Annotated in this window: 22 protein-coding genes; 9 read left to right on the top strand and 13 right to left on the bottom strand. The window is 65.9% G+C overall.

Translation table 11 applies throughout. The annotated features are described in order from the left end of the window. Positions 1 to 2 precede the first annotated feature (2 nt). The 8 genes from BMI86_RS04345 to gndA all read right to left on the bottom strand — a co-directional run bounded on the left by BMI86_RS04345 (position 3) and on the right by gndA (position 5665). Positions 3 to 248, bottom strand: a complete 246-nt coding sequence (locus BMI86_RS04345) for a F0F1 ATP synthase subunit C (RefSeq protein ID WP_078539907.1) — start codon at positions 246 to 248, stop codon at positions 3 to 5. 2 nt (positions 249 to 250) lie between these two features. Beyond that, positions 251 to 937: a F0F1 ATP synthase subunit A gene (locus tag BMI86_RS04340; RefSeq protein ID WP_078539906.1), complete on the bottom strand. Its 687-nt coding sequence runs from the start codon at positions 935 to 937 to the stop codon at positions 251 to 253. Beyond that, positions 934 to 1197 (bottom strand): hypothetical protein, encoded by a 264-nt coding sequence (locus BMI86_RS04335; protein ID WP_168173777.1) that lies wholly within the window; start codon positions 1195 to 1197, stop codon positions 934 to 936. Before BMI86_RS04335 ends, BMI86_RS04340 begins: the two co-directional genes overlap by 4 nt. A 5-nt stretch (positions 1198 to 1202) precedes the next feature. Continuing rightward, positions 1203 to 1499, bottom strand: a complete 297-nt coding sequence (locus BMI86_RS04330; RefSeq protein ID WP_078539904.1) for an AtpZ/AtpI family protein — start codon at positions 1497 to 1499, stop codon at positions 1203 to 1205. Next, positions 1496 to 1906: a F0F1 ATP synthase subunit epsilon gene (locus BMI86_RS04325; RefSeq protein WP_078539903.1), complete on the bottom strand. Its 411-nt coding sequence runs from the start codon at positions 1904 to 1906 to the stop codon at positions 1496 to 1498. The genes BMI86_RS04330 and BMI86_RS04325 overlap by 4 nt, the downstream gene beginning before the upstream one ends. Next, positions 1903 to 3294: a F0F1 ATP synthase subunit beta gene (gene atpD, locus BMI86_RS04320; protein ID WP_078539902.1), complete on the bottom strand. Its 1392-nt coding sequence runs from the start codon at positions 3292 to 3294 to the stop codon at positions 1903 to 1905. The genes BMI86_RS04325 and atpD overlap by 4 nt, the downstream gene beginning before the upstream one ends. After that, on the bottom strand, positions 3291 to 4043 hold the full coding sequence (locus BMI86_RS04315; protein WP_078539901.1) for an SDR family NAD(P)-dependent oxidoreductase: 753 nt from the start codon (positions 4041 to 4043) through the stop codon (positions 3291 to 3293). The genes atpD and BMI86_RS04315 overlap by 4 nt, the downstream gene beginning before the upstream one ends. A 212-nt stretch (positions 4044 to 4255) precedes the next feature. Next, complete coding sequence (gene gndA, locus BMI86_RS04310) at positions 4256 to 5665, bottom strand: NADP-dependent phosphogluconate dehydrogenase (RefSeq protein WP_078539900.1); 1410 nt, start codon at positions 5663 to 5665, stop codon at positions 4256 to 4258. 277 nt (positions 5666 to 5942) lie between these two features. Between gndA and efeU the strand changes: the two genes are divergently transcribed. From efeU to BMI86_RS04285, 5 genes are all read left to right on the top strand, one after another. After that, positions 5943 to 7487 (top strand): iron uptake transporter permease EfeU, encoded by a 1545-nt coding sequence (efeU, locus tag BMI86_RS04305; protein ID WP_078539899.1) that lies wholly within the window; start codon positions 5943 to 5945, stop codon positions 7485 to 7487. 38 nt (positions 7488 to 7525) lie between these two features. Then, positions 7526 to 8725 carry an iron uptake system protein EfeO gene (gene efeO / locus BMI86_RS04300; RefSeq protein ID WP_210402686.1) on the top strand — a complete coding sequence of 400 codons (1200 nt, stop codon included), beginning with the start codon at positions 7526 to 7528 and terminating at the stop codon, positions 8723 to 8725. Positions 8726 to 8742: 17 nt separating this feature from the next. Then, complete coding sequence (locus BMI86_RS04295; protein ID WP_078540422.1) at positions 8743 to 9999, top strand: Dyp-type peroxidase; 1257 nt, start codon at positions 8743 to 8745, stop codon at positions 9997 to 9999. A gap of 222 nt (positions 10000 to 10221) precedes the next feature. Continuing rightward, positions 10222 to 11166 (top strand): HWE histidine kinase domain-containing protein, encoded by a 945-nt coding sequence (locus tag BMI86_RS04290; RefSeq protein ID WP_078539898.1) that lies wholly within the window; start codon positions 10222 to 10224, stop codon positions 11164 to 11166. A 228-nt stretch (positions 11167 to 11394) separates the two neighbouring features. Beyond that, a complete protein-coding gene (locus BMI86_RS04285; RefSeq protein WP_168173776.1) occupies positions 11395 to 12486 on the top strand; it encodes a glycosyltransferase in 1092 nt (363 codons plus the stop codon). 64 nt (positions 12487 to 12550) lie between these two features. On the opposite strand, the gene BMI86_RS04280 is transcribed toward BMI86_RS04285, so the two are convergent. The 4 genes from BMI86_RS04280 to glgX all read right to left on the bottom strand — a co-directional run bounded on the left by BMI86_RS04280 (position 12551) and on the right by glgX (position 19978). Next, complete coding sequence (locus BMI86_RS04280) at positions 12551 to 13618, bottom strand: sugar phosphate nucleotidyltransferase (protein ID WP_168173775.1); 1068 nt, start codon at positions 13616 to 13618, stop codon at positions 12551 to 12553. A 266-nt stretch (positions 13619 to 13884) separates the two neighbouring features. Beyond that, positions 13885 to 16164 (bottom strand): malto-oligosyltrehalose synthase, encoded by a 2280-nt coding sequence (gene treY, locus BMI86_RS04275; RefSeq protein WP_078539895.1) that lies wholly within the window; start codon positions 16162 to 16164, stop codon positions 13885 to 13887. Next, entirely contained in the window at positions 16164 to 17891 is a 1728-nt protein-coding gene (gene treZ, locus BMI86_RS04270; protein ID WP_078539894.1) for a malto-oligosyltrehalose trehalohydrolase, read from the bottom strand. The genes treY and treZ overlap by 1 nt, the downstream gene beginning before the upstream one ends. Continuing rightward, positions 17888 to 19978 (bottom strand): glycogen debranching protein GlgX, encoded by a 2091-nt coding sequence (gene glgX, locus BMI86_RS04265; RefSeq protein ID WP_078539893.1) that lies wholly within the window; start codon positions 19976 to 19978, stop codon positions 17888 to 17890. Before glgX ends, treZ begins: the two co-directional genes overlap by 4 nt. A gap of 210 nt (positions 19979 to 20188) precedes the next feature. Here glgX and BMI86_RS04260 point away from each other — a divergent pair, with 210 nt between their 5' ends. Beyond that, complete coding sequence (locus tag BMI86_RS04260) at positions 20189 to 21703, top strand: catalase (protein ID WP_078539892.1); 1515 nt, start codon at positions 20189 to 20191, stop codon at positions 21701 to 21703. Positions 21704 to 21784: 81 nt separating this feature from the next. Here BMI86_RS04260 and BMI86_RS21185 read toward each other — a convergent pair whose 3' ends face one another. Further along, entirely contained in the window at positions 21785 to 22252 is a 468-nt protein-coding gene (locus BMI86_RS21185) for a nucleoside deaminase (RefSeq protein WP_168173774.1), read from the bottom strand. A 528-nt stretch (positions 22253 to 22780) separates the two neighbouring features. Between BMI86_RS21185 and BMI86_RS04250 the strand changes: the two genes are divergently transcribed. From BMI86_RS04250 to BMI86_RS04240, 3 genes are all read left to right on the top strand, one after another. Beyond that, positions 22781 to 23317, top strand: coding sequence for a DUF882 domain-containing protein (locus tag BMI86_RS04250; RefSeq protein ID WP_078539890.1), 537 nt, complete (start codon positions 22781 to 22783; stop codon positions 23315 to 23317). A gap of 229 nt (positions 23318 to 23546) precedes the next feature. Continuing rightward, on the top strand, positions 23547 to 24020 hold the full coding sequence (locus tag BMI86_RS04245) for a (2Fe-2S)-binding protein (protein ID WP_075776330.1): 474 nt from the start codon (positions 23547 to 23549) through the stop codon (positions 24018 to 24020). Then, positions 24017 to 26284, top strand: coding sequence for a molybdopterin cofactor-binding domain-containing protein (locus BMI86_RS04240; protein WP_078539889.1), 2268 nt, complete (start codon positions 24017 to 24019; stop codon positions 26282 to 26284). Before BMI86_RS04245 ends, BMI86_RS04240 begins: the two co-directional genes overlap by 4 nt. Positions 26285 to 26336: the final 52 nt, after the last annotated feature.

Raw genomic sequence — 26336 nt, 5'->3', positions numbered from 1 at the left:
GATCAGCCGACGAACGGGTTGGCGAACAGCAGCAGAAGCGCGATCACGAGGCAGTAGATCGCCGTCGTCTCGATCATCGCGAGTCCGACGAAGAGCGTGCGCGAGATCGCGTTCGCGGCCTCGGGCTGGCGGGCGATCGCGTCCATCGCAGCCGCGACCGAGCGCCCCTCGCCAAGCGCGGGACCGAGCGCCCCGAAGGCCACCGCCGCGGCGGCCGAGATAACGCTCGCCACTTCAATATATTCCATGATCAGTCCTTTCCGGATCCGTGGGAGGTTTGGGATTCCGCCACTGCCGCCGCGATGAAGACCATGGCGAGGACGGTAAAGATGTAGGCTTGAACAAGGCCGGTCAGCAGGTCGAGCGCCATGAAGGGGATCGGCACGAACAGCCCCGCGAGCGAGAGCACGATGCCGATCACGAAGACCCCGCTCATGATATTGCCGAACAGGCGGATCAGCAGCGAAAAGCTGCGCGTCAGCGTCTCGACGAGGTTAAGCGGGATCATCAGCGGCGTCGGCATCGCGAAGCTGCGCAGATAGCCACGCACGCCGCCCGCGCGGATGCCGTAGACGATCACCGCCACGAAGACGAGCAGCGCCAGCGCCGCGTCGGTTTCGAGGTTGGCGGTTGGGGGTTCAACGCCAGGGATCAGCGAGGACCAGTTCGCGATCAGGATGAACAGGAACAACCCGCCGAGGAAGGTGCGATAGCGTTCGGGCGCGACGCTCATCGTCTCGCGGATCTGGGTGTCGAGCACCGTCACCAGCAGCTCCAGCGCCGCTTGGCGCCGTCGGGGCTTGAGGCTCAGGTTTCGGGTCAGCGCGTAGCACCCTGCCACGATCACCACCATCATCACCCATGTCGTGACGACGGGTTGCGTGATCGGCACGGGGCCGATCCAGAACAGGACGGTGGTCTCCAGCGGCGAATTCATGCGGACCTCGCGCGGCGCAGGGTGAGCATCCGCCCGATGCCGATCCCGAGAGCCGCCGCCAGCAGCGGCACCGCGCCCAGAAGCGCGCAGCCCACGAGAGCCCCGATCGTCAGCCCGAAGCGCAGCGCGGTCAGCGCGATCGCCTTCAGCGCCTTGCTTTCGAGCAGCATCGCATCCGTGCCCGCCCGCAGCAGGGTGAAATGCAAGAGGCCCACGCCGATGCCGAGTATCAGGGCGCCTGCGCCAATAAGAAACTCCACCGCGCTCATTGCTGCTGCACCCAGCGCCAGCCCAGCCAGCACCCCACGACAAGCCCCACCATCATCAGCGCGGCGGTCCAGAAGATTCCCGACTGGGCGCTCCGGTCGATCCATCTGCCACCCGCGGCCCCCGCGAGCATCGGCAGCACCACGATCCATCCGAGCACACCGATCTGGCCCAGCCGTCTTGCCAGCGGGATGTCACCCTCCTCTCGGGCTTTCTCGATCCGGGCGGCGTGGCGGCGCGCGGCGCTCTCCATCGGCTCCTCCGTCTGTTCCGGGTCTTCCGGCGAGTGGGTCATGTCCAATCCTTCCGAGCCTGCGCGCCGTCGAGGCTGGCCACCAGCTGCCGGATCGCGAGCAGATGCAGCCGGGTGGAGTCGGCCTGTTCGGTCTTCGCGGCGTCATCCTCGGCCTGAAACCGTTTCAGGATCGTGTCGCCCAACTCGGGCAGATCGCCGGTCACCGCGGCGCGGGTCGAGACCGAGACGTCGCTTCCATTCTCGACCATAAGAACACCGCCCTTCACCGCGCAATAGTGCCGTTGGCCCTCGACCTCCCAGGAGATGACCGAGATGCTGAGGCTGGTGAGGAACTCGGCATGGCCGGGCAGAATGCCGAAGCCGCCGCTCTCGTCCTCGGCCCGGATCGCGGTGACGTCCTTGGCATCGACGACGATCTCGAGAGGCGTGGCGATGGTGAGCCTCATGCCGCGGCCTCCTCTCGCTGGCGGGCCTCGTCGATTCCGCCGATCATGTAGAGCGACTGATCCGACCAGTCGTCCGCCTCGCCCGCGAGGATCGCGCGGCAGCCCTCCAGCGTATCGGCCAGCGGCACCGAGCGCCCGGTCTGGCCGGTAAAGGCCTCGGTCACGACGAAGGGCTGGGTGAGGAAGCGTTGCAGCTTGCGCGCGCGGCGCACCGCCAGCCGGTCGGCCGCGCCCAGCTCCTCGACGCCGAGAAGCGCGATGATGTCCTGCAATTCGCGGAACCGCGCCAACAGCGCCCGCGCTTCGCCCGCCAGCTGGAAATGCTCCGCCCCGACGATCTCGGGGTCGAGAAGTTGCGACGACGAGGCAAGCGGGTCGATCGCGGGGTAGATTCCCTCCGAGGCCAACTGACGCGACAGCACGATGGAGCTGTCCATATGCCCCGAAATCGCGGTCACCGCCGGATCGGTGAAATCGTCAGCCGGCACGTAGACCGCCTGAATTGCCGTGACCGACGCCCCGGCGGCGGAGGCGATGCGTTCTTCAAGTTCCGCGACCTCAGACGCGAGGGTGGGCTGGTAGCCCACGCGCGAGGGCAGGCGGCCCAGAAGCCCCGAAACTTCGCTGCCCGCCTGCACGAAGCGGAAGACGTTATCCATCATCAGAAGGACGTTGCGGTGATCGCGGTCGCGGAAATCCTCGGCGATGGAGACGGCCGTCAGCGGTACCCGCCAGCGCGCGCCGGGCGGCTCGTTCATCTGGCCATAGACCAGCGCCGTGCGCGCCAGCACGCCGGAGTCGGTCATGTCGGCGAGCATCTCGTGACCCTCGCGCGAGCGTTCGCCCACGCCCGCGAAGATCGCGATGCCCTGATATTTCTCGACCATCGTGTTGATGAGTTCCATCACCAGCACCGTCTTGCCCACGCCTGCGCCGCCGAACATCGCGGCCTTGCCGCCGCGCGCCAGCGGCAGCATCAGGTCGATTACCTTGATGCCGGTCTCGAAGGCGGTGACCGCGCCGCTGCCCGAGAGGCGCGGCGGCGTGCCGTGGATCGGGCGGCGTGGCGTGCCCTTGGGCAGGGGATCGCCGCCGTCGCGCATCGCCCCCGTCACATCCATCAGTCGCCCCAGAACGGCCTCGCCGACGGGCACTTCCAGCGGCTTGCCCGTGGCGCGCAGCTTGCGCCCGCGCGACAGGCCAAGCGTCGATTGCAGCGCGATGGCGCGCACCCGATGCGCGTCGAGATGGCCATGCACCTCGAAGCTGCCTGGCATGTCGTCATCCGTCAGCGTCAGGATCGAATGGATCGGCGGCAGCGGGCCATCGAAACTTGCGTCGATGACCGGCCCGCGCACCGCGATGATTCGCCCCTCGGCCACGCTCATCGCGAGGTGTATCCGCCGTCGACGAGGTGATAGCTGCCATTCACGAAGCTCGCGGCATCCGACAGCAGGAAGCAGGTCAGCGCCGCGACCTCCTCGGGCGTGCCGAGCCGTCCGGCGGGATGCAGCGCGACCAGCGAGTCCTTCACCTCGGGCGCCAGCCCCGACAGAAGCGGCGTCTCGATGAAGGCGGGGCCCACCGCATTGACGCGGATGCCCTGTGCTGCGTGATCGATCGCCGCCGCCCGCGTCAGCCCCAGAAGCGCATGTTTCGCCGCGACATAGGCGCAGGCGCTCGGGAACGCGACCGAGCCGAGGATCGAGGACATGTTCACGATCGCGCCGCCGCCCGATTTCAGCATCGCGGCGATCGCGAAGCGCATCCCGTAGAACACCCCGTTCAGGTTGACGTCGATCACCTGTTTCCAGCCGTCGAGCGGATACTCCCCGAACGGCACTTGCGGTCCGCCGATACCCGCATTGTTCACGGCCAGATCCAGCTTGCCGAAGGTCGCGACGGCCTTCTCGACCATCGCTTCGACCTCTGTGGCGGAGGTGACGTCGACCGCCATCGGCTCGGCGGTGCCGCCCGCCTTGCGGATTTCCTCGGCCACGGACTTGGCCGCGTCCGCGTTCTGATCGGCAAGCAGGACCGAGGCGCCGCGCGCCGCCAATTCCTTGGCGATTGCAGCGCCGATCCCTGATCCCGCGCCCGTAACGATAGCTGATTTACCTTCGAAATCCCGTGTCATAGCAGTCCCGGCCTCCGTTTTGGATGCGCAGAGGGTAACGATCTCCGTGCTTTAGGACTTTGATGGGGATCAAGCGGGGCGAGCCCGGTTGGGGCGTACACGAACTCGTGATTACGGTGCGTCGTTCGCGGCGTGTGAAGACCCGCGAAACGGAAACCGCCCGCGGCTCTGCGCGAGCCGCGGGCGGTGATCTTTCAGCGTAGAGGGCGCGCTTACATCGCCCAGGGGCCGTGGAAGTCGCCACCCTCGCGGTCGGTGCGCTCGAACCCATGCGCGCCGAAGAAATCGCGCTGGCCCTGGATCATGTTCGCGGTGCCGCGTGCGGTGCGCATCGTGTCGAAATAGCTCAGCGCCATCGACAGGGCCGGAACCGCCAGCCCGTGCGCGGCCGCGATGCTGACGACCTTGCGCAGCGCGCCGTGATGCGCCTTCAGCAGATCCGCGAAATAGGGCGCATACATCAGGTTGCGATCGGGCGACTCGCTCAGCGCGCTCGCCATATCGTCGAGCATCGCCGAGCGGATGATGCAGCCGTCGCGCCAGACCAGCGCAATGTCGGGCAGCGGCAGGTCCCAGTCGAAAGGCGCATTGGCCGAGCGCAGCAGCTCGAACCCCTGCGCGTAGCACAGGATCTTGCCCGCGATCAGCGCGTTCTCCAGATCCTCCGCGCTTAGCGCGCCTTCGGGCAGCGCCTCGGGGGCGGCGCCGAACATATCCTCACCCTGCTTGCGCGCATCGAGCCGCGACGACAGGTTGCGCGCCATCACCGCCGCTTCGATCACCGGAACGGGGGCGGCCAGATGCTGCGCCTCGATCACGGTCCAGCGGCCGGTGCCTTTCTGACCCGCGCGGTCGAGGATGATGTCGAGCATCGGCTCGCCGGTCTCGGGATCGGTGGCACGGGCGACCTTGCCGGAAATCTCGATCAGGTAGGATTTCAGCGCGCCTTCGTCCCATTGCGCGAAGATCTCGCCGCAGGCCTGCGAGTTCAGACCCATCCCGTCGCGCATCACGCCATAGGTCTCGGCGATCATCTGCATGTCGGCATATTCGATGCCGTTATGCACGGCTTTGACGAAATGGCCCGAGCCGCCCTTGCCCATGAAGCCGGCGCAGGGCGTGCCGTCGAATTTCGCCGCGATCGCGTTGAGCATCGGGGCCACGCGGTCCCAGTCCTGCTGCTCGCCGCCGCCCATGATCGCGGGCCCGTGGCGCGCGCCTTCTTCACCGCCGGAAACACCGATGCCGAGGAAACGCGGACCCGCCTTTGCCGCTTCTTCCGCGCGACGCTCGGTGTCGTGGAAATTCGCGTTGCCCGCGTCGATGATCAGATCGTCCGCGTCGAGATGGGCGCGCAGCGCCGCGATCTGCTGGTCGACGGGATCGCCTGCAGGCACCATCAGGATGATCGCGCGGGGTTTCGCGATCGAGGCCACCAGATCTTCGAGATTTTCGCAGGGCGTGATTTTTGATGCCAGCTCGCCCGCGTTTTCATGGAAGCTCTTGGTGACGCTGGTGGTGCGGTTGAACACCGAGATGTCGAACCCTTTTTCCGCGATATTGAGGGCGAGCATGCCGCCCATGGTGCCAAGGCCGATCAGCCCGATTTGCGATTGTGCCAAAATACGGCCTCCGAATTTGTTGCATGCGGGCCGTCCCCGGCCCGGGGCGTCGTCTCTTTCGCTGCGCCGGACCGCCAGATTGCGCGGCGCTGCGAGGGCGACCCGCACGAATTGCCCCAAGATGGCGGAAGTTGCAAATCGCCCGCAACGGCAGGGTCGAAGAAATGCGACAGCAGGAATCCGATAAATTTACTCGGAAAAGGGGTTGCGTCCTTCAATTCACGACACTAACGAATACCCTATCAATTTACTCGGGAATCGACGGGGTGCCCACGGCATGTTGGCAACATTCATCATCGGCCTGCGCGAAGGGCTCGAGGCGGCGCTGATCGTCGGGATCATTGCGGCCTTCCTGCGCGCCCGGGGCGAGCGTTTGACCGAGATGTGGCTTGGCGTCGCGGCCGCCGTAGCGCTGGCCGTCGGTGTCGGCGCAGGGCTCGCGCTGGTCGAGGCCGCTTTGCCGCATAGCGCGCAGGAAAAGCTCGAATGCGTGATCGCGGCCGTCGCGGTCGTCTTCGTGACGCTGATGGTGCTCTGGATGACGCGCCACGCGGCGGGGCTGAAGGGCCAGATCGAGCGCGACGCCGATGCGGCGCTGGGGCAGGGGAGCCGGGTCGCCCTGGCGGCGATGGCCTTCCTCGCCGTGCTGCGCGAAGGCTTCGAGACCGCCGTCTTCCTGCTCGCCACGATCTCGGGGGCGCAGACCGGCCATTGGGCTGCGCTCGGTGCGGCGCTTGGTCTCGCGGCATCGGTCGCGCTTGGCTGGGCCATCGCGCAGGGCGGGATGCGGCTCAATCTGGGGCGCTTCTTCCGCTGGACCGGCGTGTTCCTGATCCTCGTCGCGGCGGGGCTGGTGCTGCAGACGCTGCGCTCGGCTCATGAGGCGGGCTGGTTGCTGGCGGGTCAGCAGCGCATCGCCGATCTGAGCTGGCTCGTGGCCCCCGGCACCGTGCGCTCGGCGCTGATCACCGGCGTGCTGGGCATTCCCGCCGATCCGCGCCTGATCGAGGTGCTGGGCTGGATCGCCTATCTGATCCCGGTCGCGGCACTGACCTATTGGCCGCGGGCACTGCGCCCCGATCCCCGCACGGCGCAATGGCTGCGCGGCTCTCTCGCGGTCGCCTTCGCGGCGCTCGCCGTCGGTATCGCGGCGCTTTGGCCGCAGCCGCAGGTGACGCTGCCCGATCATGCGCCGCGTGTGCTGGAAAGCGATGTCGACACCTCCGCCGGGCCTGACCTGCGCTTGCAGGGACAGGTTCTCGAGATGGGCGCGACCCGCGTCGATCTGACGGGCGCCGAGGCCACGCCGGAGCGGCATCTGGGCCTGCCAAGCCTGCATCGTGAAGTGCAGACCCAAACCGAAATTGCGGGCGCACCCGGCCAGATCGATCTCGCCACGCTTGCGCAGCTCGCGGGTGGGCGGCTGCCGGTGGGCGTCAGCCCCGCGCGCAACCCCGGGCCTTTCGTCGCCGAATGGACGCGACTGGAACAGGTGACCTTCTGGACCGCAGGCGATGCGCTTCTCGATGCGCAGGGCCGTAGTGCCGTTACGCTGCGCCTCTCGGGTGGCGGACTGACGACGCCGCGCACGCTGCGCGTCGACATGGCCCCCGGTGGCATGGCGACCGGCGCCTGGGTCATGGCCCCCGCCGCCGCGCAAGGCGCCGCCGATGCGCTGCGCTCCGTGCGCCGTGCCCGTATCGAGCATCAGTTCTGGGCCCGAGAGTTGCCCGTGATCCTCTTCCTCATCGCGCTCGCACTGGCGGCCTCCGCGCTCGCCCGTGCGCGCCCCGCACCGTTTTTCCCCGCCAGGTCCCTCTGACCAAGCCAAAACCGCAGAGCAAATACAGGAGCCTGACAATGAACATGTCGTCCCGCGCGCGCCGCCGCGCTGTCCCCCTTCTCGCCGCAACCGCGTTCTTCGCGCAGCCCGCACTGGCCGATGCGCCCACGAATAACGGGGCCGCGCAGGTCGCGATCACGCTGACCGGCGATAACGGCGGCGCGTGTGTCCTCGATCACGACAGCGCGGCGGCGGGGCCGATCACCTTCACGGTGACCAATGAATCCGCTCCCGCGATCTCCGAGCTGGAGCTGCTGTCGGACAGTCGTATCCTAGGCGAGAAAGAGAACCTCGCCCCCGGTCTGCCCGCGTCGAGCTTCACCGTCACGCTCGACGGTGGCGACTATCGCATCTATTGCCCGGGCGCGGCTGAAGACACCGTGGCCTTCACCGTGACCGGTGAGAGCAAGCAGCGCGCGCAAAGCGCGATCGGCGATCTGCTGGACGAAGGCACCGCAGGCTACGCCAACTACGTCGAAGGCATGGTCGGCGCGATGGTCACGGCAAGCGAACGCCTCGCCGCGAAAGTGGACGAAGGCGACGTGGAGGGCGCGAAGGCGGCCTATGCGCAGGCGCGTCCGTTCTACGAGCGGATCGAGCCCGACGTCGAAGGCTTCGTCCTGCCCGGCACCGACCCGACCGACAACTCTGGCAACCTCGATTACCTGATCGACATGCGCGCCTCGAACCTCGACCCGGCGGTCGGCTGGCACGGCTTCCACGCGGTGGAGCGCGACCTGTTCGAAAAAGGTGAAATCACCGACGAGACCAAGGCCTATGCGGCGGAGCTGGTGAAGAACGTCAAGATGCTCGCCGATCTGTCGGGCGGAATCGAATATCGCCCCGAAGATCTCGCGAACGGTGCGGCGGCCCTTCTGGAAGAAGTGCAAAGCGGCAAGATCAGCGGTGAGGAAGAGGCCTATAGCCATATCGACCTCGTGGACTTCGCGGCCAATATCGAAGGCGCGCATCAGGCCTTCGCCTTCCTCGAGCCGGGGCTGAAGCGGATCGACCCGGACGTGGCCGAGACCATCGCGCAGCGCTTTGCGGATGTGCAGACGATGCTCGAAGACTACCGCGATGCCGACGCTCTGGGCGGCTACAAGATCTACGATGCTGAGCTGCGCAAATCCGACGCGGTGAAGCTGAGCCGCGCGATCCAGATGCTGCAGGAGCCGCTGTCGCGGATCGCTGAAAAAGTCGCGACGGCAAGCTGAAGACGAAGGAGGCCATGATGCGCGGGCAAGACGATAAACCGGCAGGACTGTCGCGGCGTGGGTTGTTTCTCGGCGCGGCAGCGCTTGGCGGCACCTTCGCCACGGCGGGGCAGGCGGCGGAGACCGGCAAGGTCGCGCCCGACGCCATGCCCGATCCGGACCAGAGGCGCTATGCCTTTTACGGCACCGGGCCGCAGGCCGGGATCGCCACGCCGCCGCAGCAGCATCTGATGGCCATGGCCTTCGACCTGACCGGGACCGATCCGCGCGCGTTGCAAGTGCTGCTCGCGCGCTGGTCGGCCTCGATCGGGCTGATGATGGAAGGGCAGCCGGTCGGTCCGGCAGAGCCCGACCGCGAGACAGCCACCGCGCTCGAGACCGGCGAGGCGCTCGGGCTTGGTCCGGCAGGGCTGACGGTGACCGTGGGCCTTGGCCCGCGCGTCTTCTCCAAGGAGATGGGGCTGGCAGCGAAAGCCCCGCCGCATCTGCGTCCGCTGGCCGATTTGCCCTCGGATGCGCTGCGCCCCGAGATCAGCGGCGGCGATCTATCGCTGCAGGCCTGCGCCGACGATCCGCAGGTCGCCTATCACGCGGTGCGCATCCTCGCACGGATCGCGAAACGCACCGGCGCCGCGACGGTGCGCTGGACCCAGCTCGGCTTCGGGCGCGCCTCGGCCGGGGCAGGGCAGGAGACGCCTCGCAACCTCTTCGGTTATCGCGACGGCACCCGCAACATCACTACGCCCGAGCAACTCGCGCAGCATGTCTGGGCCAATGACGGTCCCGAATGGCAGCATGGCGGCACCTATCAGGTGATGCGCCGGATCGAGATGCATATCGAGAACTGGGACAACGCGCAGGTCAGCCACCAGAATGACGTCTTCGGGCGGCACAAGCTCACCGGCGCGCCGCTGACCGGCGAGAACGAATTCGACACGCCCGATTTCAAAGCGAAGAACGCGCAAGGCGAGCCGGTCATCCCGACGCATGCGCATATTCGGCTGTCGGCGCATGAAACCAATGACGGCATCCGCATCCTGCGGCGCGGCTACAACTTCACCGGCGGGCTGAATGCGGTCGGGCGGCTCGATGCGGGGCTGTTCTTCATCAGCTACCAGAACGATCCCGCGCATTTCGAGGCGCTGCAACGGCGGCTCGGCGCGTCGGATCTGCTGAACGAATACATCTCCCACACCGGATCGGGGCTGTTCTGGGTGCCGCCTGCGGCGCCGAAAGGGTCTTATATCGGGGCGCCGCTTTTCGCTGCGGTCTAAGCGTCGGGGGTTGAGCCGGCGGTGACCCCTTTGCGCGCCGTCGTCGCGGCGAAACCAAGGAGCTTCAGGAAGTCTGAGCCGTGCCGGAGGCATAGGTGCCGGGGGCTGGCGGTTTACAGCAGTTGACTCGGTCAGAGGAAAGGTCACTGTCGGGCCGGGCCATTCGGCTCCGCGCCCCGCTCATCCTCCCCCGCACATCGTCAGTACCGAGGTTTCCCCAGCATGTCGCTTCCCCCCATCGGCCTCGAGGACGCATTCGGCATTGCCGGGATCGGCCGCTGGGAATTCTCGGTCGAGGCGCGCCGCTTGGTAATCGACGAGCCGTGTCGTCTGCTCTTCGACATCTCCGAGGGAGAGATGGACCTGCAGGACGCAGTGCGGACGCGGGTGGTCGAGGAAGATCGCGCGCGCGTTTTCGAGGCGCTCGACAGTGCCGTGAGCGAGGGCGACCTCTATGACGAGGTCTTCCGGATCACCCTTCCCTCCGGCGAGCAGCGCTGGATCCGCGGCGTCGGAAAATACCGCGCGCAGGCGGGCCAGCGCAAAGTCATCGGGGTCAGCTTCGACATCACCTCCGAGCAGGAGTTGCTGGCCGAGCGCGAGCTGCACCTCGCCGAGATGAACCACCGCATCAAGAACCTCTTCGCGCTCGTCTCCGCAATGATTTCCAGCGCGGCCCGCGCGAGCGAAACCAAGGAGGAGATGCTGGACGAGTTGCGCGGCCGCGTGACCGCCCTCGATCGCGCGCATTCCATGATGCTGCGAACGGACAGCACCCAGCCGGTGGCGCTCGGCGGGCTGTTGGAGCGGGTGCTTGCGCCGGCGCGCGCAGAGCAAACCATTCTGCTGTCGGGCGCAGAGGTGATGATCCCCGCGCGGGCGCTGACCTCGCTGGCCTTGATCTTGCATGAATGGGTAACGAACTCCGCCAAATACGGCGCGCTGAGATCCGTGGACGGCCAGATCAAAGTAACGTGGGAGCCCTATGAGAACGGCGTTCACCTCACCTGGAAAGAGCAGGTCCCGGATTACGACGCGGCCGCCGAACAGGGCTTCGGCTCGCGCCTGATCCTCGCCTCTGCGATGCAACTGCGCGCGGAGAAAGAGCGCCGCTATGAGGATGGCTGGCTCATCATCGACATGAAGCTGCCGCTCGACGGGTACTGACGCGCGCGACCCCCGGGAGGAAATCGGGCAACAGCCGAGACTTTCTGCACGATCGGCTCGGCGATGCAGGAACAAGCGTCGCACCCATTGGTTCCCCTACACGATACGATTGAAGTCCCATTACCGAAACAGCCCGTTCATCGCCCGGAGCCCATGCGTTTCCGGGAAGGGAGGCACATGCGCATCGCTATCATTTCCCCAATTCGTCACCCCATTTCGGCGCCCTTCATGGGTGGGATGGAGGCTCATTCCTACGCGCTCGCAGGCGCCCTCGTCGCGCGAGGGCATGAGGTGACACTGTTTGCGTCGGGCGACAGTCAGCCGCCCGAAGGGGTGGAGCTGTATCCGGTCACGGAACAGCATGTCGACAATGCATATCCGTCGAAAGGCGGCCGCGAGTCCGATGTGCCCGATACCCATCTCGACAGCGCCTTCGCGGGCATTCTGCAAAAGTTGGAGACGGGGGGCTTCGACATCATTCACAACAATTCGCTGCACCGCTATCCGCCGCGGTTGGCGCGGCGGGAGCGGATCGCGATGCTGACGTCCCTGCATGTGCCGCCCCTCGAGACGCTGCGCGACGCCGTCCACGATGCCCGCGCGCCATGGTGTCGTTTCACGGTCTGCACGGGGGCGCAGCGCGAGCGTTGGGCCAAGCCCGACTGCGATCTGTCCTTCCATGTCGTGCCAAACGGGATCGACACCGGCGTCTGGGGCTTCTGCCCTCATGCCGATGGCTCGGCGGTCTGGTTCGGGCGCATCACTCCCAACAAGGGCACCGCGGAGGCCGTGAAGACCGCGCGGATCGCGGAGCTGCCGCTGCGGATTTACGGGCCAATCGAGGATCGTGCGTATTTCGACGACACCATCGCCCCCTATCTCGGGTCGCAGATCACCTATGGTGGCAATCTGACGGCGGAGGACCTGAGCCCCGAGGTCGCCCGGGCGTCGGTCTGCTTCTTCACGCCGGTCTGGGATGAGCCCTTCGGGCTCGCTGCAGCCGAGGCGATGTCCTGCGGGGTGCCCGTCGCTGCCTTCGATTCCGGCGCGGTGCGCGAGGTCGTGGGCGAGGCGGGCGTGATCGTGCCGACAGGCGACGTGGCCGCGCTTGCGAGCGCTGCGCGCAAGGCGATGACCTGCGGCCGACAATTCGTGCGCGACCGGGCGATCGCCCGTTTCGGGGTGGAGCGGATGGTCGACCGCTACGAAGAGCTCTATCGCATGTGCATGGCGGGGCTCTCGGAGCCCGCGCCCGAGGTCGATTTCGCGCCGGACGATCTGCCGCCGGCAGAGGTCGGTGTCAGGCTGGCGGTGGAATAGCGCGGGACTGAAAAAGGCGCGGACCGCTGAAGGTCCGCGCCCGAAAGCGTCTCGGAATTGGTACCTAGTGCAGCCGCTCTCTCGAGCGATCGACCATCGCCTGCGTGATCAGGTTGGTGTCGCCGCTGCGGCGGAACCAGCGCATATTCGTGCGTCCGATCCCTTCGACGATCGTTCCGGCTGGCAACGAGACATCGGGCGCCAGCAGCGTATCGGTCAGATGGCAATCGCGCGAGACGGCCCCTTTTGCCGTCAACGCGGAGCGCCGACCGACCCCGATGACGCCCGGCTGCGCCTCGAGATGCAGGCAGTTCAGCGGCGGGCTTCCCCGTGTCGTGCCGCCCTGTGGTGCCGCGAAATCCAGAAGGGCTGAGCGATAGTCGTCGAGCGTGTCGATATCGCGCCAATAGGCTTCGCGGCCGGTGTCGCTGCGCGGCAGACGGTAGGCTTGCAAGGCCTTCTCGCGCAGCGCGGCTTCCAGCAGGTCCGCCTCGATCGAAATATCGAATCGGCCCCGAGACAGTTCGGGCAGTTCCTTGCGCAGCCACGCGGTCTTGAAAAGGTAGATTCCCGTCGCGACCAAACTGCGCCCCGAGTTTTCGCCGATTTCGGCGGGCGCGCTCGGGCGATGGGTGAGCGCGCTGACATGCCCGTCTCGCGCGACTTCCAGCACCGAATGATGCTCTGCATCCGACGATGAGAGCGTTGCAGCGACCAGCGTCGCGGGCGCGTCACTCAGGCGATGGCGCTGGATGAACGGACGCAGATCGATGTCGCAAATCTGATCGGCGGGCATCACCAGAACGTCGCTCACGCCTTCGCGCTCGAGCAGGTCGAGATTGGCGAGAAGCGCATGGGCCGTGCCACGGTAGCCTCCGCGCGAGAGCCGCGTCGCATCGCGGATCCCCAGCCCGTCAGGAAACGCGTCCGCCCACTTGGCGCGCAGGTGCCGGATCAGCGGCGCGGGACGATATTGCGTCGCGATGATCGCCCGCGTGAACCCGGCAGCACGCAGCGAAGCAAGGGTGAAATCCACCAATCGCTGGCCGCCAGCTCCGAAGGGCAGGGCAGGTTTGCAACTCACCTCGGTCAGCTCGTACAGACGCTTTCCGCGCCCGCCGGCCAAGACCATGGGAAGACAGCCGTTCAATAAATTGGGTCTTTTCTGAGTCAGCATCAGAGCTCCTCCACCGTGACGCTGCGACATGAATAAGCTTAACGCTTTTCAAAAATGAAAGCCATGAAACGGGTCCGCGGTTCCCGGATTTCCGCCGGTTCGCGGTAAGATTTTCGCGTGTGTTTTTTGACCATTTCGAGAGCTTCCCGATAACCCTTTGAGTCTAGGGGACGGTCTCGGACGATGTGTCAAAAAGCAGGTCGCGCTGATCCGCCGATCAATTAGGCAGGCGGCGGAAATGCGAGGCGGATGGCAGTGTCCTCTGCTGCCGAATCGCGAATCTCGAAGAGCGCGCCATCGCTGAGATCGCGTAGGTCACGACGGAAGCGCAGGGTGATTTCGCGCCCGCCCGCGCGACGGGTGAGCGTAAAGATACCGTCACGCTCTGCCGCCTCGGCGGTGCCTGCGCGGAACACGTCCTCCGCCTGTCGTCGCAGCTTCAGGAGGTGCCGTGTTGTGTCCGATTTCACCTGCTCGAAGGACGTCAGGGTTTCCGGCAAAGCGAAAGGGCGGCGATTGTCGGGATCGGTCAATTCGTAAAGCGCGCGCTCCCCGCGCTGGTAGATGTCGGGCATGCCGGGCAGCATCATCTTCAGCGCCAGTTGCATCAGCGACATCCGTTGTCCCGTCGCGATTAGGGGCGCGAGTTCGGCCGGCGGCTGCGCCTCCCATGCCGCGCAAATGCGCCGCGCCGCGTCCAAGGCGGCGTCCTCGGCTTCGATATCGGGGAAGGACCAGCGCGTGATCTCCCCGCCCTCGCGTAGCGCTTTGCGAAGATGCTCGGTCAGGCGCTCGCACAGGTTCGGACCGGGCACTGGGTCGTCCCAGATGCCCAGAAGGCTTTGCGTGGCATACCAGACGAACCCGGCATCCGAGAGTGCGGCGTCCTGCATCGCGGTATCGAACAAAGCGGCAAAGGTCTCGGGATGGTGCGAGATCGCAGCGATCCGCATCCGTGTATCCTCGGCGCGTTTCGTGTCATGGCTGGAGGTGAGCGTCAGCGCCGTGTCCCGCTGGCCCTGCGCGCTGGAGAACCACGCATTCAGCCCCTGCGCATCCAGCAGCGGCGTATCGGGTTCCGCGCCAACCTCATTGGCAGCGAGGTAACGGGTGTGGCGGAAGAAGGCGGTGTCCTCCTGCGCCTTTGCCACCACCGCGCCCGTCACCTGCTGGAACCGGATGCGGAACTTGAGGCTCGGCTTATCCTTCCCGTCGAGCAGCAGCCCGGCGAGCAAATCGAGCGCCTCGCGTTGCGGCAATGTCCCTGCTGCGGCGTCCACCGTCTCTTCAATGATGGCGCGATCTTCGGGCGTCGCGGGCGGCGTGGTGATGTAGCTGCGATAGCGCGGGAAGAAGATCAGCAGCGCCAGCATCGCCTCGCGCAGCGTCTCGGCATCCGGCGGGTCGAGCCGATCCACCACGAGCGCCGCCTGCGCGAGGTCGATCAGTTGGTGCAGCTCCGCGGCGAGGTCTTCGGGGATCACCTGCGCGCGCGCCTCGCGGCACATCGTCTCGTAATCATCGCAGCCGCCGGTGCGGTCGCGCCAAAGCGTGTCGAGCCGCGCGAAGCCTTCGGGTTCGGTCAGCAGGCGGCAAATCTGGCGTCCCGCCTCGTATCCGGTCGTGCCGTCGGTCTGCCACTCGGCGGGCATCGCCTCGTCGCCGGTCAGGATCTTCTCGACCCAGATCGGGATCGCATCGCCCACCGTGTGGCGCAGCCGCTCCAGATAGGTGGCGGGATCGGCCAGCCCGTCGATGTGATCGATCCGTAGCGCGTGGGCGAGCCCCTCGCGAACCAGCCGCGCGGGCAGCTCGGTCATCGCGGCGAATACCGCCGGATCCTCTACGCGCATCCCGATCAGCCCGGTGACGTTGAAGAAGCGCCGATGCGAGAGCGCGCCGCGTTCGCGCGTCCAGTCGCGCAGCTGCCAGTGCTGGTGCGTCAGCACCGCAGCGATGTCTCCCAGCGCCGCCGTGCCGGGCGCGAGCGGAAGCCAGCCGCCTTCCCATTCCACCGCGCCACCGTGATCCTCAGTCAGTCGCAGCTCACCCTTCGCCAGCATGTCGTCGAGCGGCTCCGGAAGGAAAGGCAGGATCAGTTTTTGCGACCAGTCGATCGCGAAGTAATCGGCATAGGCGCTGTCGGGACCATGGCGCATCGCATCGCGCATCCACGGATTGTCGAGCGAGAGTGCGGTGTGGTTCGGCACGAGGTCGAGTACGATGCCGAGCCCCACCGCCTGCGCGGCGTCAGAGAGGTCTCGAAACCCGTCCTCGCCGCCAAGCGCCGGGTCGATCTCCTGCGGATTGGCCACGTCGTATCCGTGGGTCGATCCCTCGGTCGCGGTGAAGATCGGCGACAGGTAGAGATGGCTCACGCCCAGTTCGGCGAGATAGGGCAGGAAGGTTTTCGCCGCCGCGAAATCGATGCCGTTTCGCAATTGCAGCCGGTAGGTCGCGATCATGGGGTGAACGGTGGCAGCGGGCAGATCGGACGGCATCACTCAATCCTCATGTCGATGGCGAAGACGTCCCAGCGCGGGTCGCCCATCGAGAATAGCGCAGGCTCCCGGCGCGGCGCATTGGAGGCGGGTGCCCCGAGGCTGACGAGAATATCGAGCGTCCCCGCCGCGAAAGGCCAGCGTGCGTGGAAGGCCTTCGCCCCGTGGCGCGTGACCTCGCCGGGCCCGGTCTTGCCGCTGCGCGAGAGTGGCAGCACATGCGTCCGGCGCAAGCTCAGAAGGTGGCGCGTCAGCCGCAGCCACTCCTGCGCGCGAGGACCGGTGTCGCGGTAAGGGTAGCACAGGCGCGGCGTGTCGGGAGAAGCCGGATCGATCATCGCCCCCGTGTCATAGCCGATGCCTTGCAGCTCTTTCGCTCGGCCTGCGCGCAGCGCGGCGACGGCGTCCGGCGGCGGATCGGCGAAGAAGGGGAAGGGCGCGGTCGAGCCGACCTCTTCGCCCATGAACAGCATCGGCGTGAAGGGCATCAGCAACAACAGCGCATGGATCACCGCACCCGCCTCGTCGCCGATAAGGCTCAGGAGGCGTTCGCCCCCGGGGCGGTTGCCCGCTTGGTCATGGGTGAGGTTGGCGTTCACGAAAGCGGACCACGGTAGATGGGCGGCGGGCGCGCCGCGCGCTTTCGTCCCGTCGGCCCGCGTCTGGCCTTCCTCGACCTGGCCCCGCGCCATTGCCTGCGCAAGGTCACCGAACGGATCGGCGGCATGGGCTTTGTAGTAGCCCTGCGTCTCGCCGGTCAGGGCGACATGCAGCGCATTGTGCCAATCGTCGTTCCACTGCGCATCGAAACCGGCCTCGCGCAGGTCAGGGAGGTTGCGCTCGTCTTCGAGGATCAGATGGATCGGACGGCCTCGATCCTGTGCGCGGATCGTTTGCAGAAGCTCGATCAGGAAATGCGGCTTGGACGGATCTCGGATCGCGTGGACCGCATCGAGCCGCAGCCCGTCGAGCCGATACTCGTCGATCCATCCCGTCGCCGTGTCGCGCAGCAGGGCGCGCAGCTCGGGCCGTGTGAAGTCGATCGCATCGCCCCAAGGCGTGGCCTCCCCGCCGAAGGTCTGGGGCGCATAGGCGTGCAGGTAGTTCCCGAAGGGGCCGAAATGGTTCAGCACCAGATCGAGGATCACCATGATCCCGTGGCCCTGCGCTGTGCGAATGAAGGCGCGCATCTCGTCGGGGCTGCCATAGTCGGGATGCGGCGCGCGCAGCAAAACCCCGTCATAGCCCCAGCCATGAGCGCCGTGGAATTGCGAGACCGGCATAATCTCGATGGCCGTGATGCCGAGCTCTGCCAGTTCGGGCAAGCGTTCCGAAGCAGCAGCGAACGTGCCCTCGGGGGTGAAGGTGCCGATATGGATTTCGAGGATCACCGCTTCGTCCCATGGCCGCCCTTGCCACGGCGCGCCCCAATCGAAAGTGGCCGGATCAGCGGTCAGCGACGGCCCGTGAACATCGCCTTGCTGGCGGCGCGCGGCCGGATCGGGGTAGTCGGTGCCGTCGAGGTGGAATGCGTAGGGCAGTCCGTCGCGGGCCGCGACTGAGATCTGCCAGCCGCCGTCTCCGACCGGTGTCATGTCATGTGCCGCTCCGTCCAGCACCAGCTCTGCGCGCTTCGCGGCAGGGGCCCAGATGGCGAAGTCCCAGTTACCCTCCGCCCCCGGATGCGCACCCCAGCGAAGGGGCTGCCGATCGCCTGCCGCCGTCACGCGTCGCCCTCGTCGCTCGCAGCTTCACCCTCACGACAGAACGCGTGCAGCGATTGCCACGGCAGCGACTGCACTCCGTCGACTGCCTCGTCGCAGCGCGGATCGTCCCGGGTCGTGTCGAGGATATGGTGCCAGCCGTCGCCGGGCAGGGTGAACTCGCATGCATCGCCCGCATTGGCGACGATCAGCAGCTCGGGGTAGCCGTCCAACCGGTGCCGCAATCCCACGCAGCAAAGCCCCGCTTCCTGCCAGTCGCCATCCTTCATCTGCCGCCCCGACGCGTGCCACCAGTCGCTGACCGGGGTCGCGGCGTTAGGGGCGAAGGCGGGCGGGGCGAGGTGGTAGCGCCAGTCCTGCCGGAACGCGACCATCGCGCTGAGGCTGTCGCGCAGGTCGGTCCGCGCGCCCTCCCAGTCGATCCAGGTCGTCTCGTTGTCCTGACAATAGGCGTTGTTGTTGCCGTTCTGGCTCTGGCCCATCTCGTCGCCTGCGAGGATCATCGGCACGCCGTGGCTGACCATCAGCGAGCCCAGCATCGCGCGCGCCCTACGCAGGCGGGCGGCATTGATCTCGGCGTCGTCGGTCGGTCCTTCGACGCCCATATTGTCGGACAGGTTATGGTCGTGGCCGTCGCGATTGCCCTCGCAATTGGCCTCGTTGTGCTTGTGGTTGTAGCTCAGCGTATCCCACAGCGTGAATCCGTCATGTGCAGCAAGGAAGTTGATCGACGACGTCGCGGGGCGATGCGTGTGGTCGAACTGCACCGGCGAGCCCATCAGCCGCTGGGAAATCTTCGGCAAGAGCCCCGGATCGCGGCGCCAGAACGCGCGGGTGTCATCGCGGAACTTGTCGTTCCATTCGCGGAAGGGCCAAGGAAAGCCGCCCACCTGATAACCGCCTTCGCCGATATCCCACGGCTCGGCGATCAGCTTTACGCCGGACAGCACCGGGTCCTGCCGGATCGCGTTGAAGAAAGCGCCCTCGCGTTCGAAGCCGGCGGGTTCGCGGCCAAGTGTCGAGGCGAGGTCGAAGCGGAAGCCGTCGACATGCACCGCCTCCACCCAATAGCGCAGGCTGTCCATCACGAGGCGCAGCACCATCGGATGGGCGACGTTGAGCGTGTTCCCGGTGCCGGTCGTGTCGAAGCCGTGGCGTTTGTTTTCCGGCGACAGCAGGTAGTAGCTGCGATTGTCGATGCCCTTGAAGCTGAGCGTCGGGCCGAGCTCGTTACCCTCGGCGGTGTGGTTGTAGACCACGTCGAGGATCACTTCGATCCCGGCCTCGTGGAACCGTTTCACCGCGGCGCGCACCTCGCGCACGTCCTCGCCGGCGAGATAGCTGCGATTGGGTGCGAAGAACCCGATGGAGTTATATCCCCAGTAGTTCGACAGGCCGTTCTCGACCAGGTGGCGATCCTGCACGATGGCATGGATCGGCAGCAGTTCGATCGTGGTCACGCCGAGCGTCAGCAGGTGGTCGATGATCTGCGGAGAGGCGAGCGCGCGGAAGGTCCCGCGATCGGCCTGTACGACGCCCGGATGGCGCATCGTCAGGCCCTTCACATGGGCCTCGTAGATCACGGTTTCCGACCACGGGCGGTGCAGCACCTGATCCTGATCCCAGTCGAACTGGGTATCGACCACGATGGCTTTCGGCATGAACGGGGCGGAGTCGCGGGTGTCCTGTTTCAGATCGGAGCCGCCAATGGGATAGCCGAACAGCGCATCGTCCCATTTCAGATAGCCCCGCATCGCCATCGCATAGGGGTCGAGGAGCAGCTTGTTCGGGTTGAAGCGCAGCCCTTCTTCGGGGGCGAACCGCCCGTGGACGCGGTAGCCATAGGCGAGGCCTTCCTGCGCGCCGGGCAAATGGCCGAACCAGATCCCGCCCTCCTGCTGCGGCATCTCCAGCCGCGCGAGTTCCTCCTGGCCCTCATCGTCGAAAAGGCACAGCTCCACCTTCTCGGCCTCTTCGGAGAAAATCGCGAAATTCACACCGTCTCCGGTGACGCGCGCGCCAAGAGTATCGGGTCGCCCCGCATACGGATCGAAACGCAGCGAACTGGGGGGCATAGGGGGAGGCTCCATGTGCGGAAGAAACGGCGATGCGCCAACGTGATCAATGCGCTGCAGTGTAATCGGTTCCCAAGCGTAAGTCGCTAAGGGCCGGATCGGGACGGGCTGCACGCATTTCGACCAACATATCGGAGCCGTGAATTCAGTCGTGGAAACTTCAAGGAACTGCGCCACGCCCCCTGCGTTTCCGAACCGATATTTTCCAAAATTAGAGGTTCCGACATGACGAACGACAAGCGCGGACGCCCCGCCACCACAGACGGGGGTGCACCCGTCCAAAGTCTCGAACATTCGCTCACGGTCGGTTCCGACGGTCCGATCGTTCTGAACGATCACTACCTCATCGAGCAGATGGCGAATTTCAACCGCGAGCGCATCCCGGAGCGCCAGCCCCACGCCAAGGGCTCGGGCGCGTTCGGCCATTTCACCGTGACGGGCGACGTCTCGAAATACACCAAGGCGAAGGTGTTCCAGCCGGGCGCGAAGACTGACATCGTCGCGCGGTTCTCGACCGTCGCAGGCGAGCGCGGCAGCCCCGACACATGGCGCGACCCGCGCGGCTTCTCGGTGAAGATGTATACCGAGGAAGGCAACTTCGACATGGTGGGCAACAACACCCCCATCTTCTTCGTGCGCGATCCGCTGAAGTTCCAGAGCTTCATCCGCAGCCAGAAGCGCCGCGCCGATAACGGTCTGCGCGACCACGACATGCAGTGGGACTTCTGGACCCTCTCGCCCGAGAGCGCGCATCAGGTCACCTATCTGATGGGCGATCGCGGCATCCCGCGCACCTGGCGCGAGATGAACGGCTATTCGAGCCACACCTATTCGCTCGTCAACGAAGCGGGCGAGATGTTCTGGGTGAAGTTCCACTTCAAGACCGATCAGGGCGACGGCAACGCGCATTTCACGCAGGAAGAAGCGGACGAGATGGCGGGCGCCGATAGCGACTATCACCGCCGCGACCTGTTCAACGCGATCTCCGAGGGCAACGCTCCGAGCTGGACGCTCTATTTCCAGATCATGCCCTTCGAGGATGCCAAGACCTACCGCATCAACCCGTTCGACCTGACGAAGGTCTGGCCGCACAAGGATTATCCGCTGATCGAGGTCGGCAAGATGGTGCTCGACCGCAACCCGACCGATTTCCACACCGAAATCGAGCAGGCGGCCTTCGAGCCCAACAACATGGTCCCCGGCGTGGGTCTCTCGCCCGACAAGATGCTGCTGGCACGTGGCTTCTCCTATGCCGATGCGCACCGCGCGCGGCTCGGGGTGAACTACAAGCAGATCCCGGTGAACAAGCCGCAGGCCGAGACCAACGCCTACACCAAGGACGGCGCGCTGCGGGTCAACAAGTCCGAGGATCCGGTCTATTTCCCGAACTCCTATGGCGGGCCGGAAGCGCATCCGCAGAAATCCGAAGCCGGTCTGTGGTACTCCGATGGCGAGATGGTCCGGCAGGCCTACACGCTGCGTGAGGATGACAACGACTGGAGCCAGGCAGGTTCGCTCGTGCGGGACGTGATGGACGACGCGGCGCGCGAGCGTCTCGTGAACAACGTCACCGGTCACCTCTGCGACGGTGTGAGCGAGAAGATTTTGCAGCGTGCGTTTGAGTACTGGCGCAACATCGACGGCGATATCGGCGCGCGCATCGAGAAAGCGGTCCGCGACAAGCTAGGCGGTGAATCGAAAGCGCCGGGCATGGCCTCGGCGAAAAGCATCAGCGGCTAATCTGATCGTTAGACATGCCACCAAAGGAAAAGGCGGGGCCGCGGCTCCGCCTTTTTGCTATCCGCTTAGCTTAGAGAGGCGTCACTCCTCGCCATCGACATAGAGCGCGACGACTTCCTCCTCCAACACGCCGCCGATCGCTTCGAAGGCTTCGCCTGCGTCGCGGAACTCGGACAGGGTCAGATCGGGGAACACGAAATACTTCCCGGCGACGTTTTCCTTTTGCGCCCCAAAGACGATCCGCTTGATCCCGGAGAACCGCGCCGCCGAGAGGCACATCTCGCAGGGCTGCAGGGTCGTCAGCAGCACGCAGCCCGCGAGCGACGGATCGTCCTGCGCCCGTGTCGCTTTCGCGATCGCCACGATCTCGGCATGGCGGGTCGGGTCGCAATTCAGATGCACCTCGTTCTCCCCCTCGGCGATGATCTCCCCGTCGCGCAGGATCGCGGCGGCGATCCCCGCCTTGCCCGGCTCCTGTGCGGCCTCTTTCGCCTTGGCGATCAAGCGGGCCATCGTCTCGCGTTCGGTCGGTGTGGTGTGCTCGGGCATGGATGCGATCCTTTCGGCGGTCGGAGGTAAACGGGCGGGCGCGGCGGCCGCGCAGGGACGAACGCCCACGGCTGCGCGCTGTTCCTCGCTTGCGGTTGCGACCAATCCCACACGCGCGCCGATTTTTTCGGGAACCCATGTCGACATTCGGCGTTGGGCGAGACTTACAGGTGACCGAAAGGCGCGCCGCGAAGCTGCTGCGTCTTCGTGGGGTCCAAGTCTCCACGGGGCGAATCGGGTGGTGGTTTCAGGTGCGGTGACGTGTCCGGAAGCCAAAATCCGGCCTCTCCCCCGTGTGAGGCTGTCCTCGCGCTCCCTCGCGCCTGCGTGACCTGCAAGGGCTGCGCGGGTTTCAAGAGGTAACATCCGTTCAGATGACCTTGAGGTGGAGGCGTCTGTCGGCAGGTCCCCGCTGAGCTCTCGGCATTTGGCTGCTGGTTCCATCGATGGAACCGTGTGCGGCCCTTTTGTTCGTCGCCGAAATTTCGAATTTGCGCCCTTCGACACGCATTCGAAGGGACATCTATCATGGCAAAGGCATCAGGACTGCTCCGTCGCGAGTTTCTCCTGGGCGCGGCGGGCGCCCTCGCAACCCCCTATATCGTCACCCCGGCACAGGCAGGCCAGACGGACGAGCGCCGCCTGCGCTTCCACAATCCGCATACCAACGAGAATTTCGACGCGGTCTATTTCGCGAAGGGCCAGTATGACGACGACGCGATGCGCGAGTTCTACCGGATCGCCCGCGACTGGCGTCAGGAGAAAGAGGTGAAGATCGACAACCGCACGGTCAACATCGCTTACAACATGCAGAACATGCTCGAGCAGAGCACGCCGCTGATGCTGGTGTCGGGCTACCGCACGCCGAAGACGAACCGTCTCGTGCATGGCGCGACGCATAGCTACCACATGCGGGGCGAGGCGCTCGATCTGACGCATCCGCATGTCTCGACCAGCATGCTGCACAAAGTGGCCCTGCGCATCCGTGGCGGCGGTGTGGGCTACTATCCGAGCGAGCATTTCGTGCATGTCGATTGCGGCCCCGTCCGCACCTGGCGCGGCTGAGCGCAGGCCTGCCAAAGACCATCGGCGCGGCGCGCGGTTTCCCTGCCTTCACGGGATCGACACGAGGGCAGGACGCCCCGCCGCGCTGACGCGCCGGCACCCCCGGCGGTTCCATCTTCTCGCGAAGTTTTCACGACAATTTAGTGCCTCGCGCCACTCGTGCCCTAGGTGGAGAGCGGCCAACCAGCGCCGCGCGAGCGCTCACCGATGAAACGGCGAGGAGGAATTCATGAAATTGAAAATCAACGGCAAGTCCGTCGACGTGCAGTCCGGCCCGGATACCCCGCTCCTTTGGGTGATCCGCGATGAGCTCGGCATGACCGGCACGAAATTCGGCTGCGGGATCGCACAATGCGGCGCCTGTTCGGTGCTGCTTGATGGCACGGTTCAGCGCAGCTGTGTGCTGCCGGTCAGCGCCGTGGGCGACAGCGAAGTCACCACCATCGAAGAAATCGAGAACGACCCCGTCGGCAAGCGTGTCGTCGAGGCCTGGGTCGACAAGGAAGTGCCGCAATGCGGCTATTGCCAGTCGGGACAGGTGATGGCGGCGACCTCGCTGCTGAAGTCGAACGACAAGCCCACCGAAGATGACATCACGGCAGCTATGACCAACCTGTGCCGCTGCGGCACCTATAACGCGATCAACGATACGATCGCCTCGATTGCCGGCACCGATGCAGCGAAAGCGGGGGATGCGCAATGAACGACCACGATCCCAAAATCTCCGATCCCGGCTACCCGACCGGCGCGCCCGAGAACGTCTCGCGCCGCCGCTTCCTGCTGGCCTCGGCTGGCATCACCGCGGGCTCGCTCGTGCTGGGCTTCGGCCTGAGCGTCGCGCCCAACAAGGCAGCCGCAGCCGCGGCGAAGGACATGCCGCCCGGCTCGAACGTCCCGGCCTTCCTCGAGCTGCGCCCCGACGGCAAGGTCCGCCTGCTGAGCCCGTTCAACGAGGGCGGCCAAGGTGTCTTCACCGCGATGGCGCAGATCGTGGGCGAGGAAATGGACGTGGCCCCCGAGAGCTTCATCGTCGAGAACGCACCTGCAGGCAGCGATTACCTCGTGGTCTATGGCAAGATGCGGATCACCGGCGGCTCGATGTCGGTGCGCACCAGCTACGACACGATGCGCAAGCTCGGTGCGGCGGCACGGCAGATGATGCTGGAAGCGGCGGCGAAGAAGCTCGACGCGCCGGTGTCGGATCTGTCGACCGAGCCGGGCAAGGTGGTCCACAAGGCCTCCGGCACGTCGCTGGGCTACGGCGAGCTGGCGGGCGATGCGCTCGACCAAGACGTGCCCAGCCCCGACTCCGTGACTCTGAAAGACCCGAAAGACTTCAAGTGGATCGGCGAGCCCGTGAAACGTGTCGACGTCTACGAGAAATCGACCGGCAAGGCGATGTATGCGATGGATGCCAAGGTCGACGGCATGCTCCACGCAGCCGTCCAGCACGCGCCGCGTCTGGGTCTCAAGCCCGGCGACATCAGCAACCTCGATGAGGTGAAGGGCATGGCCGGCGTGATGTCGGTGCATAAGCTCGACGGCGCTGTCGCGGTCGTGGCCGAGCGGTTCTGGGATGCGAAAACGGCGGTCGAAGCTGCCAAGGTCGACTGGCAGGAGCCGAGCGAGGACGAGAAGTCCAAGATCCGCTACATGCCCGCCGATTTCTCGACCGAGGACTTCGCCAAGCAACTGGCCAACACGAAAGGCGACGGCACCGAGGCCGAGAGCGAAGGCGACATCACCTCGGGCTTCGACGGCGCGGCCAAGACCGTCGATGCGACCTACCAGAGCCAATATCTGCACCACGCCCAGATCGAGCCCGCCTCGACGCTGGCGCGGTTCAACGAGGATGGCACGCTCGACATCTGGCTGCCCAATCAGGCGCCCGAGCAGTTCCAGGCCCAGATCGCGGATGCGGCCGGGATCAAGCCCGAGCAAGTGAAGGTCAACTCGCCGATGCTCGGTGGTTTCTTTGGACGACACTTCCTGTACCCCTCGGCCAACCCCTTCCCGCAGGCGGTCCAGCTTGCGAAAGAGGTCGGCAAGCCGATCAAGGTGATCTGGACGCGCGAGCAGGAATTCCTGCGCGACCCGCTGCGCCCGATGGCGGCGGTGCGCTTCCGTGGTGCGCTGGACGATCAGGGCATGCCGGTGGCGCTCGAGGCGATCTCCGCCTGCGAAGGCCCGACGGAGGCGCTCAACGGCAACAACCCCGACAAGGTCGACGCGATGGCGGTCGAAGGGCTCACCGGCAAGAGCTACGCGATCCCCAATCGCCGCATCGCGCAGAACTTTGTCGAGAACCCGACCTCGCTCGCCTATTGGCGCTCGGTCGGTCATTCGATGAACGACTTCTTCTACGAGGCCTTCCTCGACGAGATGGCCGATGCGGGCGGGCAGGATCCCTATGAGCTGCGCATGAAGCTGCTCGAAGGGAACGAGCGTCTGACCAATCTGCTCAAAGCGGTCGGCGATCTGTCGGGCGGCTGGAAACGTGGCCCCTTCGATGCCGAGGACGGCACCCGCCGCGCCCGCGGTGTCGCGATGGCCTCGCCCTTCGGCAGCGAGGCGGCGGCGATTGCCGAGGTCTCGATTCAGGACGGCCAGATCGTCGTGCATGACATCTGGGACGTGCTCGATCCGGGCAGCATCGTGAACCCGGCGATCATCAAGGCGCAGATCATGGGGGCCGCGACGCTCGGCACCTCCGAGGCGCTGATCGAAGAGGTCGCCTACAAGAACGGCGAGCCGACCGCGCGCAACTTCGACTACTACCCGATCCTCGGTGGGGCGCGGGCGCCGCGCATCCATGCGAAGGTGATCGAGAGCGGCGCGAAGATGGGGGGCGTGGGCGAACCGCCGCTGCCCGCCGTGCCGCCGGCGATCGCGAATGCGGTCTCGGTGCTGACCGGGCAGCGCGTGCGTTCGATGCCGATGGACAAGCTCGACCTGAAGAAGGGCTGAGCCCGTCCGGACGGAAAGATTGGGGGGAGGCGGCGCGATCCGCCTCCCTTTT

The organism is Thioclava sp. DLFJ5-1, from assembly GCF_002020115.1.
Classification (GTDB): domain Bacteria; phylum Pseudomonadota; class Alphaproteobacteria; order Rhodobacterales; family Rhodobacteraceae; genus Thioclava; species Thioclava sediminum.
This window is presented reverse-complemented; position numbering and strand designations above follow the sequence as displayed.